The organism is Saccharopolyspora sp. NPDC002578, assembly GCF_053592695.1.
Genome location: NZ_JBSFWJ010000028.1, coordinates 40,608 through 58,390 on the forward strand (window position 1 = coordinate 40,608; position 17,783 = coordinate 58,390).

Consider the following 17,783-nt stretch of genomic DNA (forward strand, 5'->3'; position numbering starts at 1 on the left):
CTTCCGGCGGAGCGCAGCCGCTGGGAGGACGGAGACGCATGCACCTGTTCCCGGATCTGATGGTGCTGCTGGCGGTAGCGCTGGCGATCACCGCCCTCGCCCGCAGGTGGGGCCTGTCCGAACCGCTGGTGCTGGTGCTGGCCGGGCTCGCGCTGTCGTTCGTGCCCGGCGTGCCGGACTACTCGATCAACCCGGAGCTGATCCTCGTCCTGGTGCTGCCGCCGCTGCTGTACTCGGCGGCGCTGACCAGCTCCACGCACGGATTCCGCGCCAACGCCCGCCCCATCGGCTCGCTGGCGCTGGGCGCCGTGCTCGTCACGACGGTGGTCACCGGACTGGTGGCGTGGTGGCTGGTGCCCGCGATGCCGCTGGGCGCCGCGCTCGTGCTGGGGGCGGTGGTGGCGCCGCCGGACGCGGTCGCGGCGACGTCCATCGGCCGCAGGCTCGGGTTGCCGCGCAAGGTGATGACGGTGCTCAGCGGCGAAAGCCTCGTCAACGACGCGACGGCGCTCACCGCCTACCGGGTCGCCGTGGCCACCGTGATCGGGACGGGGTACTCGCTGCCGGCGGGCGTGGGCGTGTTCCTGCTGGCCGCGGTCGGCGGGCTCGTCGTGGGTTTCGCGGTGGGCTGGGTGGTGCACCGGGTTCGGCAGGCGCTCTCGGACGGGGTGCTGGAGAGCGCGGCGGGCCTGCTGGTGCCGTTCGCGGCGTACCTGCTGGCGGAGGAGATCGGGGCGTCCGGGGTGCTCGCCGTGGTCGTCGCCGGTCTCTACCTGGGGCAGCGCTCGCCGACGGGCAGCGCCTCGGTGCGGTTGCAGGACCGGGCGGTGTGGCTGGCGGCCGACACGCTGCTGGAGGCGCTGGTGTTCGCGCTGATCGGGTTGCAGCTGCGCGGCGTCACCGAGGGCGTGGCGGGGCAGCTGGGCCCGCTGGTGCTGGTCGGGCTCGCGCTGACCGCGACGGTCGTGCTGGTGCGCGCGCTGTGGGTGTTCACCACGATGCAGCTGCCGGAACTGCTGCTGCGCCGCGGCAGCGCCCCGCCGTGGCGCTACGGCGCCGTCGTGTCCTGGGCCGGGATGCGCGGCGTGGTGTCGCTGGCCGCGGCGGCGGCGATCCCGCAGTTCACCTCGTCCGGCGCGATGTTCCCGCAGCGGCCCCAAGTGCTGTTCCTGGCGTTCTTCGTGACGCTGGGGACGCTGCTGCTGCACGGGGCCACGCTGCCCTGGGTGATCCGGACGCTCGGGGTCCGCGGCCAGGAGAACTACACGGACGCGCTCGCCGAAGCGGAGGCCGCGCACAACGCGGCCCTCGCGGCGCGGCGCAGGCTGGAGGAGCTGTCCGAGGACGAGGAGCCGCCGGAGGAGGTGACCGAACACCTGCGCCGCGCCGCGGAACGCCGCAGCAACCGGGCCTGGGAACGGCTCGGCCGCTCCGACGCGGAGGTCGGCGAGAGCCCCAGCGCCGCCTACCGCAGGCTGCGCGCGGAGATGCTCGCCGCGGAACGCGACGTGTTCGTGCGCTTCCGCGACGAAGGCCGCATCGACGACGAGGTGCTGCGCCGAGTCCTCCACGAACTCGACCTCGAAGACATGATGTTGCAGCGCGAGTGACGACGGCTCGCGGGACTGATCGACGCTCCCGCCGGATGCTGCGAGCTCAGCGGGTGAACGACCGGATGTGGTCGAGGGCGGTGTCGAGCGCGATCTGCATGCTGCTCGCGTCCCGCCGCGCCTGGGCCAGCAGGTAGCCGCCCTGGAGCGCGGCGAGCAGGCCGGTGGCCAGGGCCGCCGGATCCGCCTCCTGCGCCAGTTCGCCGGTCTGCCGCATGTGCCGCAGGCCGGCGTGCAGTTCGCCCTCCCAGCGGTCGAATCCCCGCGCGATCGCCAGCCGGGCGGTCTCGGAGGAGTCGGACAGCGCGCTGGACAGCGAGCCGATGGGGCACCCGTGGGACCCCTTGCGGCTGCGGGTGGCGGTGACGATGGCGTCGCGCCACCGGTCCAGGCCGCTCATGGAGGTCGCGTTGCGCAGCAGGTGCTCCTGCGCGCCGAGCACCTGCCCGATCTGGAACTCCACGACGGCGTCGACGATCTCGGACTTGTCCGCGAAGTAGTGGTAGAGCTGCGACCTGCCGGTTCCGCTGACCGCGATGACGTCGTCGAGGCTCGTGCTCTCGACGCCCTGCTCGTGCATCAGCTCCGCGGCGGAGCGGACGATGCGCTCGCGGGTCGCGGCGCCCTTCGCGGTGAGGCGCTTCGGCTTGGCCGATGCGCGTGCTTCGTCGACCACGCGATCCTCTCTTTGTACCGAACGGTACACTTGAGTCTACCTCATCCCCACTAGGGAACACTTTCCCTTGTAAAAATGTATCGCTTGGTACATTCTTGGCTCATTCGAACCGGACGAGGGGAAGCGTCGTGGCAGACATCGCCGCAGTCATGCGCCAGTTCCACGCGAACGACGAGGCCGCCTTCGGGGCGAACACCCTCGGCCTGCTGCTCCAGCTCAAGGAGGCGTGAACCATGATCGAATCACAGACCGCCCGGCCGGGACGCTTCACCGGCGCGGCGGAATTCGCGGTGACGGCCGGGGAAGCGGTCGCGAGGTACGGCCTCGTGCTCGTGGTGGGCTGGATCGGGGCGCTGAAGTTCACCGCCTACGAGGCGGAGGCGATCGTCCCGCTCGTCGCGCACCACCCGCTCATGGCCTGGCTCTACGAGATCGTCGGCGTCCGAACGTTCGCCGGGGCGCTGGGAGTGGTGGAAGTGGGAACGGCGCTGCTCATAGCGACCCGGCCGCTGTGGCCCAGGGCGTCCGCGGCGGGCAGCGCCCTGGCCGCACTGCTCTTCCTGGGAACGCTGAGCTTCCTGCTCACCACACCCGCTTCGGCAACCGGCGGATTCCCGTTCCTGTCAGCCGACGTCGGCCAGTTCCTGCTCAAGGACGTAGTACTACTAGGCGCATCACTGTGGACCTTCGGCGAAGCCACCCGAGCAACCCACCACTGACCCCACCGAGCACCAAGCCCGCTTTGCGGCCGAAGGCCGTGCCTGTATGTGCGAAGCACATAGCCCACGTCCAAAAGCCGACCACCCGCGGGTTCTCAGGCGGTCTGTCGCGAGGACGGCTTTTTCCCTCGTGGCGGAGCCACTTGGGAAAAAGATCCCGCAGCGACAGACCGCCTGAGGTTCCGCCACCCGACCACACGAGCAAAACGAGCCGTATAAAGCTCATTCCTCCAGGAAGCCGAGTTGGCCTGATAGTTCCTTGGCCGCGACCTTCATGGCTCCGACGACTTCGCGCATGCGCTTGCGGGAGAAGCGGTACGAGGGGCCGGAGGCGCTGAGGGCGGCGACCACTTCGCCGTCGTGGCGGTGCACGGCGACCGCTGCCGCGTTCAGGCCCAGTTCCAGTTCTTCGTAGCTGGTGGCGTAGCCGTCGCGCACGATGAGCTGGAATCCGCCGCGCAGCTCGGCCGCGTCGGTGACGGTGCGCGGGGTGTACTGCGCGAGGTCGCCGTCGAGCAGCACGTCCTGGTCGTCGACGGGCGCGTGCGCCAGCAGCACTTTGCCGCTGGAGGTCGCGTGCAGCGGGGTGCGCTGGCCGACCCAGTTGTGCGCGGTCACGGAGGCGGTGCCGCGGGCCTGGCTGATGTTGATGGCCACGTCGTCGTCGCGGACCGCGATGTTCACCGTCTCGCCGAGGTCGCCCGCGAGCGACTCGCAGAACGGGCGGCCGAGCCGGGAGAGGTCCATCCGGTCGGTGGCGGCACCGGCGAGCCGGACCACGCCGAAGCCGATGACGTACTTGCCGCGCTCCCCGAGCTGCTCGACGAGGCCGCGCGAGACGAGCACGCTGACCAAGCGGGAGGCGGTGGACTTGTGCACGCCGAGCTCGACGGCGATTTCGGTGATTCCTGCTTCGCCGTGGCGTGCCAGCAGTTCCAGCACGCTCACCGCCCGGTCCACCGACTGCACTAGTGCGCCGGACCGTTCACCGTTGGGAGATCGTCCTGCGTTGACCACGGGTTCAACCGTATCCGTTGCGGGGAATTTTCCTCTCGAACCCTACACCGAGTTGCTGATTGCGCAACAATCGGACGGGTGTCGGCGCACGCCTTCCACCTGCGAAAATCCCGCACGGCCGACCGCCGCAACGCGCGGGTTCACCCGCGCGAACATCCCGGTGCGCTGGGATTTCAACCCGATTCCCGACGCCGGAAATCAGCGTCGCCGCGAATTCTCGCGAAGTCGCATTCCATTTCGATCGCGCGGCCGGTACTCGGAAGCACCTGCGCAGTACCGGCCCTCCGCGCCACCGCGGCGGGGGCGGACTCCGGCAGGCGGGAGATCAGCTCGGGAGCGCGTCGATCAGGAGGTCCGCCAGGTATCCGGCGAAGGAGCCGCGCACCAGCAGGCGGTAGCCGGGTTCCGGGGTGAGCTGCCAGAGCACGGCCTGGGTGCGGCCGACGAGCGTCTGCGCGCAGCCGCCCGCCGCGAACGCGCGCGGGTGCAGGTCCAGCGAGCACACCTGCTCCAGCACGTCCCGCGCGCGGGGCCCGGCGAGCCGCACGGTGGTGCGGTTCGCCGACACGTCCACCGCCGAACCGGCTCCGGCGGCCACGAGGCCGTCGATGACGCCGCCTGCCGCGCCGTCCGGGGCGATGATCAGCCATTCGTCCGGACCGAGCCCGAGCGCGGCCCGTTCCGGGGTGCCGCGCACCTCGTTCACGCCGCGCGGCAGGGGAATTCCGACGGCCCCGCCGAGCCGGTCCAGCGCGTCCGGCGCGGCGCGCAGGTTCACCTGGGTCAGGAACGGCTCCTCCGCGAGCAGCACGCCGCTGCGGGCGCTGTGCTCCGCGAGCTCGGCGGCGCGGGCCGCCAACGGGCTGCGGCGCAGGTCCGCGGTGGCCGCCCCGGTGGTTCCCGGTTCAGCGGGGCTGGTGACCGTCACGGCGGGCTCCTTCCGGGTCGTAGAAGACGGGATCGGTGACCTCGGCGGCGAGGTCGGCGCCGCCGATGGGCGCGTGCAGCACCTCGCCGACGCGGCGCCTGCCGTCGCGGACCAGCGCCAGCGCGAACGTGCGGCCCAGCGCCGCGCTGCGGTAGCTGGAGGTCACGTGCCCCAGCATCGGCACCGGCGGGGTCCGCGTCGCGTCGGGCTCGACGAGCTGCGCGCCCTCCGGCAGCAGCGCGTCCCGGTCCACCGGCAGCAGCCCGACCAGCTGCTTGCGATCCGAACGGGCGGTGTCGGGGCGGGCGAAGGAGCGGTCGCCGATGAAGCTCTTGCGCTTCGAGACCACCCAGTCCATGCCCAGGTCCAGCGGCGTCACCGTGCCGTCGGTGTCCTGCCCGACGATCACGAAGCCCTTCTCCGCGCGCAGCACGTGCATCGCCTCGGTGCCGTAGGGCGTGATGCCGAGGTCGGCGCCGTCGGCGAACACCGCGTCCCACGCCGCCTGCCCGTACCAGGACGCCACGTTGATCTCGAAGGCGAGCTCCCCGGAGAACGAGATGCGGCTGATCCGCGCGGGAATCCCGTTGCGCAGCACCGCGTCGCGGAACTCCATGAAGCCGAACCCGGCCGCCGAGACGTCCAGCTCCGGCGCCACCCGCGCCAGGACAGTGCGGGAATCCGGCCCGGCGACGGCGATCGTGGCCCACTGCTCGGTCACCGAGGTGCAGTGCACCGACAGCTGCGGCCACTCCGTCTGCAGCCACTCCTCCAGCCGGTCCAGCACGGCCGCCGCGTTGCCGGTGGTGGTGCTCATCAGGTAGTGCTCGGGCGCCAGCCGCATGGTGACGCCGTCGTCGAAGACCATGCCGTCGGCGGTGCACATCATGCCGTAGCGGGCCTTGCCGACGGTGAGCTTCGCGAATCCGTTGGTGTAGACGCGGTTGAGGAACTCCCCCGCGTCCGGCCCGATCACGTCGATCTTGCCGAGGGTGGTCGCGTCCATCATGGCCACTCCGGTGCGGGCGGCGGTGCACTCCCGCAGCACCGCGGCCGCCATGTCCTCGCCCGGCCGCAGGTAGTGGCGGGCGCGCTTCCACTGCCCGACGTCCTCGAACACCGCGCCCGCCCGCACGTGCCAGTCGTGCATCGGGGTGGTGCGCACCGGGTCGTGCAGCGCACCGCGATCCCGCCCGGCCAGCAGCTCGAAGCGCATCGGCCGGACCGGCGGGCGGGACGCCGTGGTGCCCAGGTCGCCCGGCTCGATGCCGAGCAGGGTGGCGAGCACGCCCAGGCCGAGCACGTTCGAGGTGGCGCCCTGGTCGCTGCCGGTTCCGAGGGTCGTGTAGCGCTTGACGTGCTCCGGTGAGCGCAGCCCCGCGTCGACGGCGCGGCGGACGTCGGCGACGGTCACATCCCTTTGCAGGTCGACGAAACTCGACTCCTCATCGCCCTGAATCATCCACAGTGGACGAACGCGGGCCGGCGCCGGATCGGCGTCGACCGGCGGGATCGGGGGCGCCACGACGGGGAAACCGGTCGCGGCGGCCGCGGCGGCACCGGCCGCGAACCCCTGCGCCAGGCAGTCCCGCAGCCCGAAGGAACCGCGCGCCGCGCCCACCGCCGCATCCCCGTCCGGCGCGAACGCGGCGATCTCGGCGTCCCAGACCAGCGGATCGCGACTCAGCTCCACCGCCGGATTCCACCCGCCGCCGACCGCGACCAGATCGCACTCCGGCACGTCCACCGGCCCCACCGGCCGCCCCCGGTCGTCGAGGGCGGACACCCGCGCCGCGGAGACCCACCGCTCGCCGGAGGTGCCGATCACCGCCGCACCCGTCCGCACCGGAACTCCCGCGTCCCGAGCCCGGGCCAGCAGCGCCGCGGGCGGCTCGGGGCGGGCGTCGACCAGCAGCGGGACCGACGCGCCCGCCGCCACCAGGTCCAGCGCCGTCGCGTAAGCGCTGTCCCCGGTCGTGCCCACCACGGCGCGCTCGCCCGGCAGCACCGCGAACCGCCGCAGGTAGCGGCGCACCGCCCCGGCGAGCAGGACGCCGGGGCGATCGTTGCCGGGGAACGCGACGGGCCGCTCGCGGGCGCCGGTGGCCAGCACCACCCGCCGGGCGCGCAGGTGCCACAACCGCTGCCACGGCGGCCGCTGCTCCGGCGCGGAGTGCTCTGCGACAAGCAGGTATCCGTGGTCGTAGTGCCCGGTGACCGTCGCGCGGGTCAGCACCCGGGTCTCCGGTCGCGCGGCGAGCTCGCAGGCCGCGCGCGCGACCCACTCCGCGCCCGGCACCCCGTCGATCCGCTCGTCGCCGTCCAGCAGCGCGCCGCCGAGCTCGCGGTGTCGTTCCACCAGGTACACCCGGGCGCCGCTCCGCCCGGCGGCCAGCGCCGCCGCGATCCCGGCGGGCCCCGCCCCGATCACCACCACGTCCGCGTGCCGGTAGCGCTTCTCGCAGCGCGCCGCACCGCCCGGATCGGCGCGGCCCACGCCGGAGAGGCTCAGCGCGGCCAGCCCGTCGCGCAGTTCGACCTCGGTCGCGGGGACCATCGGCTCCGGGTCGTCGAGCACCTGCACCAGCGCGTTCGGCTCACCCGGATCCGCCGTGAGGACACCGCGCGGGCGGCCCAGGTACACCGACGGCGCCACCTCCAGGCGCCCGGCGGCCAGCAAGGCCGAGGCCAGCGTGTCGCCCGGATGTCCGCGCAACGGCACGCCGTCCACCTCGCACTCGACGGTCCGGCCGCGGTCGATGCGCCCGCCGGAGGGCAGCCGGGTCACGGCGCGAACTCGTTCGTGGCGGTGTCGCGGACGACGTCGAACCAGCGGCGGCAGCCGTCCGCGTGCACCCACCGCTCCGCGTAGCTGCCGCAGTGGTTGTCCCGCACGAACAGGTAATCCGCCCAGGCCGCGTCGTCCAGCGAGGTCGGGTCCACCGGGTACGGGACCTGTGCCTGCCCGCCGTAGCGGAACTCGACCTCGTCCCGGTTCCCGCACCAGGGACAGGGGATCAGCAACATCACACCCTCCGATCAGTGCGCGACGGCGGCGGCGCCGTGCTCGTCGATGAGCGCGCCGGTGCGGAACCGCTCCCACCCGTAGGGCTCGGCGAGCGGGTGCGGCGAGCCGGTCGCCACGGTGTGCGCGAACACCCGGCCCGCGGCCGGCGTGGCCTTGAACCCCCCGGTGCCCCAGCCGCAGTTGACGTACAGCCCCTCGAACGGCGTCGGCCCGATGATCGGCGAGGCGTCCGGGGTGACGTCGACGACACCCGCCCAGGTCCGGATCACGTGCGCCCGCGCGAAGATCGGGAACAGCTCCAGCGCCGCCGCCAGCTGCCGCTCGATCACCTGCACCGAGCCGCGCTGCCCGTAACCGTTGTAGGAGTCGATGCCCGCGCCGAGCACCAGCTCCCCCTTGTGCGCCTGGCTGCAGTAGACGTGCACGTGGTTCGACATCACCACGCACGGGTGCACCGGCTCCAGCAGTTCGGAGACCAGCGCCTGCAACGGGTGGCTCTGCACCGGGATCCGCCAGCCGAGGGTGTCGGTGAGCTCGCTGGTGCGGCCCGCGGCGGCCAGCCCGACCCGGCCCGCGGCGATGTCCCCGCGCGAGGTCCGCACCCCGGTGACCCGCTCGCCGTCGGTGCGGAACCCGGTGACCTCGCACTGCTCGATCAGGTCCACGCCGAGCTCGCTCGCCCGCGTCGCCAGCGCCCACGCCACGTGGTCGTGCTTCGCGATGCCCGCGCGCGCCTGCCACGTCGCGCCCAGCACCGGGTAACGCCGGTCCGGGGACACGTCGAGGATCGGGCACAGCGCGGCGACCTCGTCGGGACCGACGAACTCCGCGTCGATTCCGTTGAGGCCGTTGGCGAACGCGCGGCGCCGCGCGTCGCGCACCTCCTGTTCGGTGTGCACGAGGTTGAGCACTCCGCGCTGGCTTAGCAGGAAGTCGTAGTCCAGTTCGGCGGGCCACCGCTCCCACAGGTCCAGGGCGTGCCCGTAGAGCGCGGCGCTCTCGTCGAGCAGGTAGTTGGAGCGGATGATCGTCGTGTTGCGGGCCATGTTCCCGCCCGCGAGCCAGCCGCGTTCCAGCACCGCCACGTCCCGGATCCCGTGCTCTGCGGCGAGGTAGTACGCGGTCGCCAGCCCGTGCCCGCCGGCACCGACGATCACCACGTCGTAGGAGCGCCCCGGTTCCGCCGAGCGCCACAGCCGGGCGGGCGGATCAGGCAACCGCTCGGCGCGCGGCGCGGTGCCGTCAGGAGTGCGGGAATGGCGGGATCGCATCTGATCACCCACTGGGCGAGGAACGCCTGAAGTCCTGGTGCAGCCGAGGCTAACCACGCACGGTCACGCCGACAACCGGGATCGGCCGCGTCGGCTCGGATCGAGAAAAGCCGATCATTCCAACGAAATTCGCCCTCTCGTGTGCTTGACGCATCCCGGCGCGCAAGCGCACTGTTGCGTTTAACGCAGCCAGTTGTGACTAGCGCAACAACCCTCCAGGGGGTCGCCGCGGGGACTCCGGCCGGGCGCGCGAGGACGACATGCGTGTGATCGAGCCGAATTCTCCGGGGAAGCAGCGGACCCGGCAGCAGCGTCGTGAGCCAGGGGGCGGCACATGGACGGCAGGGCACGAATCCTGATCGTGGGAGCGGGCATCGTCGGCTGCTCCACGGCGTACCACCTCGCGCGCGCCGGGATCACCGACGTGCTCGTCGTGGACCAGGGCCCGCTGTTCGCGACCGGCGGCTCCTCTTCGCACGCACCGGGATTGGTCTTCCAGACCAACAATTCCGAGCTGCTGACCCGGTTGGCCTCCTACACGGTGCAGCGGTTCACCACCGACACCCTCGACGGCGCACCGTGCTTCCACCAGGTCGGCGGCATCGAGGTCGCCACCACCGCGCGGCGCTGGGAAGACCTCAAGCGCAAGCGCGGCCTCGCCGCCGCGTGGGGCGTGCCCGCCGAGCTGATCGGCCCGCGCGAGGTCGCCGACCGCATCCCGCAGGTGGAGCACTCCCGCGTCTTCGGCGGCCTGCACGTCGCGAGCGACGGCATCGCCAAACCCGTCCGGGCCGCGGAGGCGATGGCACGGGAGGCGGCCCGGCTCGGCGTGCGGTTCGAAGGGCGCACCGAGGTGACCGGCTTCGACGTCTCCGGGGGCCGGGTCCGCGCGGTCCGCACCAGCGCCGGCACCGTGGAAGTGGAAGAAGTGCTGTGCTGCGCGGGCATCTGGGGGCCGAAGATCGGCGCGCTCGCCGGGGTGTCCATCCCGGTCCAGCCGCTCGCGCACCAGTACGCGGTGACCGGCCCGATCTCCGGACTCGGCGCGGCGAAGGAGCACGGCGGGGACGAGGTGGCGCAGCCGCTGCTGCGGCACCAGGACGCCTCGATGTACTTCCGGCAGATCCACGACCGCTACGGCATCGGCTCCTACCAGCACCGGGTGATCCCGGTGCGCGCCGAGGAGCTGACCCCGACCGCCGCGGGCGACGGCGCAGAGGCGCCGCCCGGCGGCGGCGCCTGGGCGGGCATGGCCTCGGTGCACCCGTTCACCCCGCAGGACTTCAAGCAGCCGTGGGACGACGCGTGCGAACTGCTGCCCGCGCTGGAGCGGGCCGAGATCGCCGAGGGCATGAACGGGCTGTTCCTGTTCACCTCCGACGGGATGCCGGTGCTGGGACCGTCGCGGGAGGTCGCCGGGTTCTGGGTCGCGGAGGCCGTGTGGATCACCCACTCGGCCGGGGTGGGCCGGGCGATGGCCGAGTGGATGGCCGACGGCTCCCCCGGCATCGACCTGCGCGCCGCCGACCTGCGCCGCTTCGAGGACTTCGCGCACAGCCCCGCCTACGTGGCCGAGCGCAGCGCGCAGAGCTTCCGCGAGGTCTACGACGTGGTGCACCCGCAGCAGCCCCCGCTGCACCCGCGACCGCTGCGCACCTCGCCGTTCCACGAGCGGGAGCAACGTCTCGGCGCGCTGTTCCTGGAGGCCAACGGCTGGGAACGGCCGCACTGGTACGAGTCCAACGAATCCCTCGTCACCGGGCGGGAAATCGTCGTCCCCGGCGAGTGGGCCGGGCGCTACTTCTCCCCGATCGCCGCCGCCGAGCACCAGGCCGCCCGCGAGGGCGTGGCGATGTTCGACATGACCTCGCTGGCCCGCTGCGAGGTGAGCGGGCGCGGCGCGCTGGGGCTCCTGGACCGGCTCACCACCGGCAAGCTGGACCGGGCGCCGGGCTACGTCACCTACACGCTGATGCTGGAGCACACCGGCGGCATCCGCGGCGACATCACCGTGGCCCGGCTGTCGGAGACCGAGTTCCAGGTCGGGTGCAACGGCCCGCGCGACGTCGCCTGGCTGCGGGCGCACGCCGACGACACCACCTTCGTCCGCGACATCACCGGCGGCACCTGCTGCATCGGCCTGTGGGGGCCGGACGCCCGCGCGGTGCTCGCCCCGCTGGCCGACGTCGACGTGTCGCACGAGGCGTTCCGGTTCTTCCGCGCGAAGCGCCTGTTCGTCGGCGAAGTGCCGGTCGTCGCGCTGCGGCTGTCCTACGTGGGCGAGCTGGGCTGGGAGCTCTACACCTCCGCCGAGTTCGGCGGGCGGCTCTGGGACCTGCTGGCCGCGCAGGGCGCCGAGCACGGGATCTTCCCCGCCGGCCGCGCCGCGTTCAACGGGATGCGGCTGGAGAAGGGCTACCGCGCGTGGGGCGCGGACATGTGGAGCGAGCACGACCCCGACGAGGCGGGTCTCGCGTTCGCCGTCAAACCCGGCAAGGGAGATTTCGTCGGCCGCGACGCCCTGCTGCGGCGCCGCGAACGACCGGTGCGGCGGCGGTTGTGCTGCCTGCACGTCACCGACGGCACGGTGCTGATGGGCGCCGAGCCGGTGTTCCCCGAGACCGGCCGCGACGCGGTCGGTTTCACCACCAGCGCGGGATACGGCCACAGCGCGGACATGAGCCTCGCCTACGCGTGGCTGCCCGCCGAACTGGCCGAGCCGGGCACTCCGCTGCGGGTGTCCTACTTCGACCGCCGACATCCCGCCGCGGTCGTCGCCGACCCGGTGTTCGACCCCGACATGGCTCGCATGCGGCGCTGAGCGCCCCCGCTCACCCGCATCGCGGTACCCGAAGTCCACACGTCGCCCGGCTCACCGCCGGGGTGCGCCGCCGCGCACCCCGACCGGGCCGGACAGATCGCTCACCGCAAAGGAGAACCCCTGATGGCAGTGAATCCGAACCCCGGAATTCTGCAGTACTCCCGGCTGCGCAAGTCGCCGTTCTTCCACGCCTCCCGGCAGCACGGCGTGAGCCTCTACAGCGTCTACAACCACACCTACCACCCGCGCCACTACGGCGACCCGGTGGCGGAGTACTGGGCGCTGCTGGAGGGGGTGACGCTCTGGGATGTCGGCGTGGAGCGGCAGGTGGAGATCACCGGGCCGGACGCGTTCGAGTTCACCAACATGCTGGTGCCGCGCGACCTCACCAAGTGCAAGGTCGGGCAGTGCAAGTACGTGTTCGTCACCGCCGAGGACGGCGGCATCATCAACGATCCCGTGCTGCTTCGCTTGGGGGAGAACCACTTCTGGCTCTCGCTCGCCGACAGCGACGTGCTGCTGTGGGCGAAGGGACTGGCCCACGGCCTGGGCATGGACGTGCACATCCGCGAACCCGACGTGGGACCGGTGCAGGTGCAGGGGCCGAAGTCGCGGGACGTGATGGTCGACCTGTTCGGCGAGTCCATCTTGGACGTTCCCTACTACTACGCGGTGGACCGCGAGCTCAACGGCATGCAGGTCGTCGTCTCGCGCACCGGCTACACCGCCGAGCTGGGCTACGAGATCTACCTGCACAACGCCACCCGCGACGGCGTGAAGCTGTGGGAGACGATCTGGGAGGCGGGCCGGCCGCACGGCATGCAGGTCATCGGGCCGTGCCACATCCGCCGCATCGAAGCGGGAATCCTGTCGTGGGGCTGCGACATCACCTACGAGACGAACCCGTTCGAGGCGGGCTACGGCTTCGAGAAGACGTGGATGGTGGATCTGGACCAGGACGCCGACTTCCTCGGCAAGGAGGCGCTGACCCGGATCAAGGCCGAAGGGGTGGCGCGCAAGCTCGTCGGCGTGCGCATGGGCGGACCGGGCGTCGGTTCGTTCAACGACGGCAGCATGATCGAACCGTTCGACGTGCACGACCCGCACGGCCTGCGCATCGGCGAGGTCACCTCCGCCTGCCACTCCCCCCGGCTGGACAGCAACATCGGCTTCGCCATGGTGCCGGTCGCCTACCAGGAACCGGGCACCGAGCTGGTGGTGCACACCCAGCACGGCCCGCAGGAGGCGATCGTCGTGGAGAAGCCCTTCCACGACCCCAACAAGGACATCCCCAAGCACCTCGAACGCACGGCCACGGCGTGAGCGAGCGGGGGTCGAGCTGATGGACACCAGCACTCAGCGGCTGCAGGAGATGTTGTGCCGCAGCAGGTTCGAGGTGCTGCCGGTGCGCGGAGCGGCGGAGCGGGCGGCGGTGCTGCCCGCGGGCAGCACCGTCACCGTCACCGCCTCCGCCGCGAAGGGCCTCGACGCGACGATGGACGTCGCGGCCCGGCTGGCGGCGGCCGGGTTCCACGTGGTGCCGCACCTGGCGGCGCGTTCCGTCCCGGACCGGGCGCGGCTGGCCGAACTGCTGGACCGCGCGGCGGCGCTGGGCAGCGACGAGGTCTTCGTCATCGCGGGCGATTCCCCGGTGCCCGCCGGGGAATTCCCGGACGCGCTCGCGCTGCTGCGGGCCATGGCGGAGCTGGACCGCAAGCCGGGCAAGGTCGGCATCACCGGCTACCCGGAGCGGCACGCGTTCCTGTCCGACGAGGTCACGATCCGGGCCATGGCGGACAAGGCGCGCCACGCGGACTACGTGGTCTCGCAGATCTGCTACGACCCGCGCCGCATCGCCGAATGGCTCGGCGAGGTCCGCGCGCGCGGCGTGCTGCTGCCCGTGCACGTCGGCCTGCCCGGCGCGGTGGACGTGACGAAGCTGCTGCGGGTGTCGATGAAGATCGGCCTCGGCGAATCGCTGCGGTTCCTGCGCAAGCAGCACGGCCTGGTCACGAAGCTGCTCGCGCCGTACACGCCGGACGCGCTGCTCGACGGGCTCTGGCCGCACCTGGACGAGCCCGCCCCGGGCATCGCCGGGTGGCACCTGTTCACGTTCAACGAACTCGACCGGACCGTCCAGTGGCGCGACGACGCCCTCGCCCGGATCCAGGAGGTTCCCGCATGACCATCCCGTCCGACCTGGACATCTCCCGAGCCGCGGCGCTCCGCCCGATCGACGAGATCGCCGCGCAGCTCGACATCGGCCCGCACCTGCTGGAACCGTACGGCAGGCAGGTGGCGAAGGTGTCCCTCGACGCGATCGAGGAGCTCGCCGACCGCCCGGCGGCCAAGTACGTCCTCGTCTCCGCCGTGACGCCCACCCCGCTGGGCGAGGGGAAGACGACCACCACCGTCGGGCTCGGGCAGGCGCTGCGGCTGCTGGGGCACCGCTCGGCGGTGGCGATCCGGCAGCCGTCGATGGGCCCGACGTTCGGCATCAAGGGCGGTGCCGCCGGCGGCGGCTACAGCCAGGTGGTGCCGATGGAGGCGCTGAACCTGCACCTGACCGGGGACATGCACGCGGTGACCGCGGCGCACAACCTGCTCTCCGCCATGCTGGACAACCACCTGCACAAGGGCAACGAGCTCGACATCGACCCGCAGCGGATCACGTGGCGGCGGGTGCTCGACGTCAACGACCGGGACCTGCGCTCCATCGTGACCGGCCTGGGCGGGCCCGCCGACGGAGCGCCGCGCCAGACCGGGTTCGACATCACCGCCGCCAGCGAGGTGATGGCGGTGCTGGCGCTGTCGAACTCGCTGCACGACATGCGGCGCAGGCTGGGGCGCATCGTCGTCGGCTACGCCCGCGACGGCTCCCCCGTCACCGCGGAGCAGCTGCGGGCGGCGGGGGCGATGACGGTGCTGCTGCGGGAGGCGATCAAGCCGAACCTGATGCAGACCACGGAGAACACTCCGGTGTTCGTGCACGCCGGGCCGTTCGGCAACATCGCGCACGGCAACTCCTCGGTGGTGGCCGACCGCATCGCCGGGCGCTGCTCGGACTACGTGGTGACCGAGGCCGGGTTCGGCGCGGACATGGGCGCGGAGCGGTTCTTCAACATCAAGTGCCGCACCTCGGGCCTGCGCCCGGACGCGGCGGTGCTGGTGGCGACGGTGCGCGCGTTGAAGGCGCACTCCGGCAACCACCGGATCGTGGCGGGCCGCCCACTGCCGCCGGAGCTGCTGGCGGAGAACCCCGACGACGTGCTGGCCGGCGCGGACAACCTGCGCAAGCAGATCGAGAACATCCGGCTGCACGGGGTGTCGCCGGTGGTGGCGGTCAACGCGTTCCCCACCGACCACCCGTCCGAGCACGCGGCGATCCGCGAGGTCGCCGAGGCCGCTGGCGCGCGCGTCGCGGTGAGCAGCCACTTCCTCGACGGCGGCAAGGGCGCGAAGGAACTGGCGGAGGCCGTGGTGGAGGCCGCCTCCGAACCGAGCCGCTTCCAGCTGCTGTACCCGGATTCCGCGGACCTGCGCACGAAGATCGACACGGTGGCCCGGCAGGTGTACGGCGCCGACGGCGTGTCCTACACCCCGGCCGCGGCCCGCTCGCTGCGGGACTACGAGGCGAACGGGTTCGGCACCTTGCCGGTGTGCATCGCGAAGACGCACCTGTCGTTGAGCTCGGATCCGGGGCTGTTGGGCGCTCCGACCGGCTGGACGTTGCCGGTGCGGGAGGTGCGGGCCTCGGTCGGAGCGGGGTTCGTGTACCCGATCTGCGGTGACATGCGCACCATGCCCGGCCTCGGGTCGCATCCGGCGGCGGAGCGCATCGACATCGACGAGCACGGTCAGGTCGTGGGGCTGAGTTGACCGATCTCGGCGTGAGCGTGCGGGACTTCCTGGACGAGGTGGCCGCGCCGACGCCGTCCGCCACCGGCGGTGTCGTCGGCGCGGTCACCGCCGCAGCGGCGGCCGGGCTGCTCGCGATGACGGCCCGGCTGCGCCGGGACCCCACGCGGGCGGCGCAGGCGGAAGCGTTGCGGCAGCGGGCGACGGAGCTGGCGGGCGCGGATTCCGACGCCTACCGAGAGGTGCTCGCCGCGCAGCGCCGCGACCGGGACGATCCCGGCCGGAGCGCGGCGCTGGCGGCGGCGCTGGTCGGGGCGGCGGGACCGCCTGCCGCGCTGGCCGCACTGGCGGAGCAGGTCGCCGCGCTCGCCGCCGAAGTGGCGGCCGAGGCGACGCCCGCGCTGCGGGGCGACGCGCACACCGCCGCCGCGCTGGCGGCGGCCTGCGCTCGCGGCGCGGCGATCCTGGCGCGGATCAACCTCACCGCCGCGGGCGCGGACCCGGGCGCGGCCGACGAGGCCGACGCCCACGCCGCCGCGGCGGCCCGCCGCTCCCCTTGATCACCGCCAGGTGACCGGGAGTTCGTGCACCCCGTAGACGATCATGTCGGTGCGCAGCGGCACGTCGCCCGCGGGCACGTCCAGGCTCAACCCGGGCAGGCGGTCGAGCAGTTCGGCGTAACCGATGCGCATCTCGACGCGCGCCAGCTGCTGGCCGAGGCACTGGTGCACGCCGTGGCCGAAGGCCAGGTGCGGGCTGCGCGGCCGGGCCACGTCGAGCCGGTCGGGCTCGGGCCAGTGCTCCGGATCGCGGTCGGCTTCGGGGATGGACAGCAGGACGGTGTCCCCGGCGGCGATGTCGACACCGCCGAGCGTGAGGTCCTCGGTGGCGACCCGGGTGGTGCCGAGGTGCAGCACCGAGAGGTAGCGCAGCAGCTCCTCGACGGCGCCGTCCACCAGCGCGGGGTCGGCGCGCAGCGCGGCCAGCTGCTCGGGGTGTTCGAGCAGCGCGAAGGTGCCGAGGGCGAGCATGTTCGCCGTCGTCTCGTGCCCGGCGGTGAGCAGCGTGGTGGCGATGTCGACCAGTTCCAGATCGGTCAGCGCCGGGTCCGCGTCGCCGTGCACGAGCCCGGACAGCAGGTCGTCGCCCGGTGCGGCGCGCTTGCTCGCGACCAGCTCGCGCATGAACTCCCGCAGCTCCGCCCCGGCCCGCAGCCGCTCCTGCTCCGGGAGCCGGAAGTTCAAGCTGACCGCGGCGGAGCGCTGGAACCGGGCGCGGTCGGCGTAGTCCACGCCGAGCAGCTCGCAGATGACCAGCGACGGCAGCGGCAGGGCGAAGTCCGCGACCAGGTCGGCCCGGTTCCCGGCGGCCCGCATGTCCTCGATGAGCTCGACCGCCAGCTCCGTCACCCGCGATTCCAGCGCCCGCATCCGGCGGACGGTGAACTCGCCGATGAGCAGCCTGCGCAGCCGGGTGTGCTCGGGCGGGTCCATGAAGATGAACAGGCCGTGCCCGCTCGGCGTGGCGCTTTCCGGGGCGTGCGGGCAGGTTCCGGCGGCCACTTCCTCCGGGGTCAGCTGCAGCGCGTCGCGGTGGCGGAACTTGTCGGAGCTGAACCGGGGGTCGCCGAACGCCTCGCGGGCCTCCCGGTAGCCGGTCACCATCCAGGCGCGGGCCCCGTTGAGCAAGGTGATCGGCGCGACGGGCCCTTCGCCGCGCAGCCTGCCCAGCTCGGCGGGCGGGTCGAACGGGCACTCGCCCCGCTCGATCAGTTCCGGGGGCAGCGGCCGCCGCATCGCCGGTCGTGCCGGGACGGCGTTCGGGTCGGTGGTCTCGTCGGCAGTGGTCATGCGCA

14 protein-coding genes are annotated in these 17,783 nt (G+C 72.6%); 7 read left to right on the forward strand and 7 right to left on the reverse strand.

Annotated elements, in window-relative coordinates:
• The first annotated feature begins 38 nt into the window (after positions 1–38).
• Positions 39–1,610, forward strand: a complete 1,572-nt coding sequence (locus ACWD38_RS15525) for a Na+/H+ antiporter (protein ID WP_450124303.1) — start codon at positions 39–41, stop codon at positions 1,608–1,610.
• A 46-nt stretch (positions 1,611–1,656) separates the two neighbouring features.
• Here the strand turns inward: ACWD38_RS15525 and ACWD38_RS15530 are convergent, their stop codons facing one another.
• Positions 1,657–2,286, reverse strand: coding sequence for a TetR/AcrR family transcriptional regulator (locus ACWD38_RS15530; RefSeq protein WP_343071508.1), 630 nt, complete (start codon positions 2,284–2,286; stop codon positions 1,657–1,659).
• A gap of 233 nt (positions 2,287–2,519) precedes the next feature.
• Between ACWD38_RS15530 and ACWD38_RS15535 the strand changes: the two genes are divergently transcribed.
• Positions 2,520–3,005, forward strand: coding sequence for a YkgB family protein (locus ACWD38_RS15535; protein WP_184481021.1), 486 nt, complete (start codon positions 2,520–2,522; stop codon positions 3,003–3,005).
• A gap of 222 nt (positions 3,006–3,227) precedes the next feature.
• Here the strand turns inward: ACWD38_RS15535 and ACWD38_RS15540 are convergent, their stop codons facing one another.
• From ACWD38_RS15540 to ACWD38_RS15560, 5 genes are all read right to left on the reverse strand, one after another.
• The gene (locus tag ACWD38_RS15540) at positions 3,228–3,974 is read right to left on the reverse strand and encodes an IclR family transcriptional regulator (RefSeq protein ID WP_450124314.1); all 747 of its coding nucleotides are present in this window, start codon (positions 3,972–3,974) and stop codon (positions 3,228–3,230) included.
• Between the two features lie 373 nt (positions 3,975–4,347).
• Complete coding sequence (locus ACWD38_RS15545) at positions 4,348–4,950, reverse strand: sarcosine oxidase subunit gamma family protein (protein ID WP_184481023.1); 603 nt, start codon at positions 4,948–4,950, stop codon at positions 4,348–4,350.
• On the reverse strand, positions 4,928–7,738 hold the full coding sequence (locus tag ACWD38_RS15550) for a glycine cleavage T C-terminal barrel domain-containing protein (protein ID WP_450124304.1): 2,811 nt from the start codon (positions 7,736–7,738) through the stop codon (positions 4,928–4,930). Before ACWD38_RS15550 ends, ACWD38_RS15545 begins: the two co-directional genes overlap by 23 nt.
• Positions 7,735–7,977, reverse strand: coding sequence for a sarcosine oxidase subunit delta (locus ACWD38_RS15555; protein WP_184481028.1), 243 nt, complete (start codon positions 7,975–7,977; stop codon positions 7,735–7,737). Before ACWD38_RS15555 ends, ACWD38_RS15550 begins: the two co-directional genes overlap by 4 nt.
• 12 nt (positions 7,978–7,989) lie before the next feature.
• On the reverse strand, positions 7,990–9,249 hold the full coding sequence (locus ACWD38_RS15560; RefSeq protein WP_450124305.1) for a sarcosine oxidase subunit beta family protein: 1,260 nt from the start codon (positions 9,247–9,249) through the stop codon (positions 7,990–7,992).
• 334 nt (positions 9,250–9,583) lie between these two features.
• On the opposite strand from ACWD38_RS15560, the gene ACWD38_RS15565 reads away from it, so the two are divergent.
• From ACWD38_RS15565 to ACWD38_RS15585, 5 genes are all read left to right on the forward strand, one after another.
• Positions 9,584–12,070 carry a GcvT family protein gene (locus tag ACWD38_RS15565; protein ID WP_450124306.1) on the forward strand — a complete coding sequence of 829 codons (2,487 nt, stop codon included), beginning with the start codon at positions 9,584–9,586 and terminating at the stop codon, positions 12,068–12,070.
• A 123-nt stretch (positions 12,071–12,193) separates the two neighbouring features.
• Positions 12,194–13,393 (forward strand): glycine cleavage T C-terminal barrel domain-containing protein, encoded by a 1,200-nt coding sequence (locus ACWD38_RS15570; RefSeq protein WP_184481034.1) that lies wholly within the window; start codon positions 12,194–12,196, stop codon positions 13,391–13,393.
• A 19-nt stretch (positions 13,394–13,412) separates the two neighbouring features.
• Complete coding sequence (locus tag ACWD38_RS15575) at positions 13,413–14,255, forward strand: methylenetetrahydrofolate reductase (RefSeq protein ID WP_184481036.1); 843 nt, start codon at positions 13,413–13,415, stop codon at positions 14,253–14,255.
• Complete coding sequence (locus tag ACWD38_RS15580; RefSeq protein ID WP_450124307.1) at positions 14,252–15,949, forward strand: formate--tetrahydrofolate ligase; 1,698 nt, start codon at positions 14,252–14,254, stop codon at positions 15,947–15,949. Before ACWD38_RS15575 ends, ACWD38_RS15580 begins: the two co-directional genes overlap by 4 nt.
• Before the next feature lie 11 nt (positions 15,950–15,960).
• Positions 15,961–16,488, forward strand: a complete 528-nt coding sequence (locus tag ACWD38_RS15585) for a cyclodeaminase/cyclohydrolase family protein (RefSeq protein WP_450124308.1) — start codon at positions 15,961–15,963, stop codon at positions 16,486–16,488.
• On the opposite strand, the gene ACWD38_RS15590 is transcribed toward ACWD38_RS15585, so the two are convergent.
• Positions 16,489–17,778 (reverse strand): cytochrome P450, encoded by a 1,290-nt coding sequence (locus ACWD38_RS15590; protein WP_184481043.1) that lies wholly within the window; start codon positions 17,776–17,778, stop codon positions 16,489–16,491. It lies immediately after the preceding gene.
• Positions 17,779–17,783: the final 5 nt, after the last annotated feature.

What these genes read in the sequence shown, in the direction of transcription:
- ACWD38_RS15525 (WP_450124303.1), top strand. Translation starts at nt 39, where the DNA reads ATGCACCTGTTCCCGGATCTGATGGTGCTGCTGGCGGTAGCGCTGGCG.
- ACWD38_RS15535 (WP_184481021.1), top strand. Translation starts at nt 2,520, where the DNA reads ATGATCGAATCACAGACCGCCCGGCCGGGACGCTTCACCGGCGCGGCG.
- ACWD38_RS15555 (WP_184481028.1), bottom strand. Translation starts at nt 7,977, where the DNA reads ATGTTGCTGATCCCCTGTCCCTGGTGCGGGAACCGGGACGAGGTCGAG.
- ACWD38_RS15560 (WP_450124305.1), bottom strand. Translation starts at nt 9,249, where the DNA reads ATGCGATCCCGCCATTCCCGCACTCCTGACGGCACCGCGCCGCGCGCC.
- ACWD38_RS15565 (WP_450124306.1), top strand. Translation starts at nt 9,584, where the DNA reads ATGGACGGCAGGGCACGAATCCTGATCGTGGGAGCGGGCATCGTCGGC.
- ACWD38_RS15570 (WP_184481034.1), top strand. Translation starts at nt 12,194, where the DNA reads ATGGCAGTGAATCCGAACCCCGGAATTCTGCAGTACTCCCGGCTGCGC.
- ACWD38_RS15575 (WP_184481036.1), top strand. Translation starts at nt 13,413, where the DNA reads ATGGACACCAGCACTCAGCGGCTGCAGGAGATGTTGTGCCGCAGCAGG.
- ACWD38_RS15580 (WP_450124307.1), top strand. Translation starts at nt 14,252, where the DNA reads ATGACCATCCCGTCCGACCTGGACATCTCCCGAGCCGCGGCGCTCCGC.
- ACWD38_RS15590 (WP_184481043.1), bottom strand. Translation starts at nt 17,778, where the DNA reads ATGACCACTGCCGACGAGACCACCGACCCGAACGCCGTCCCGGCACGA.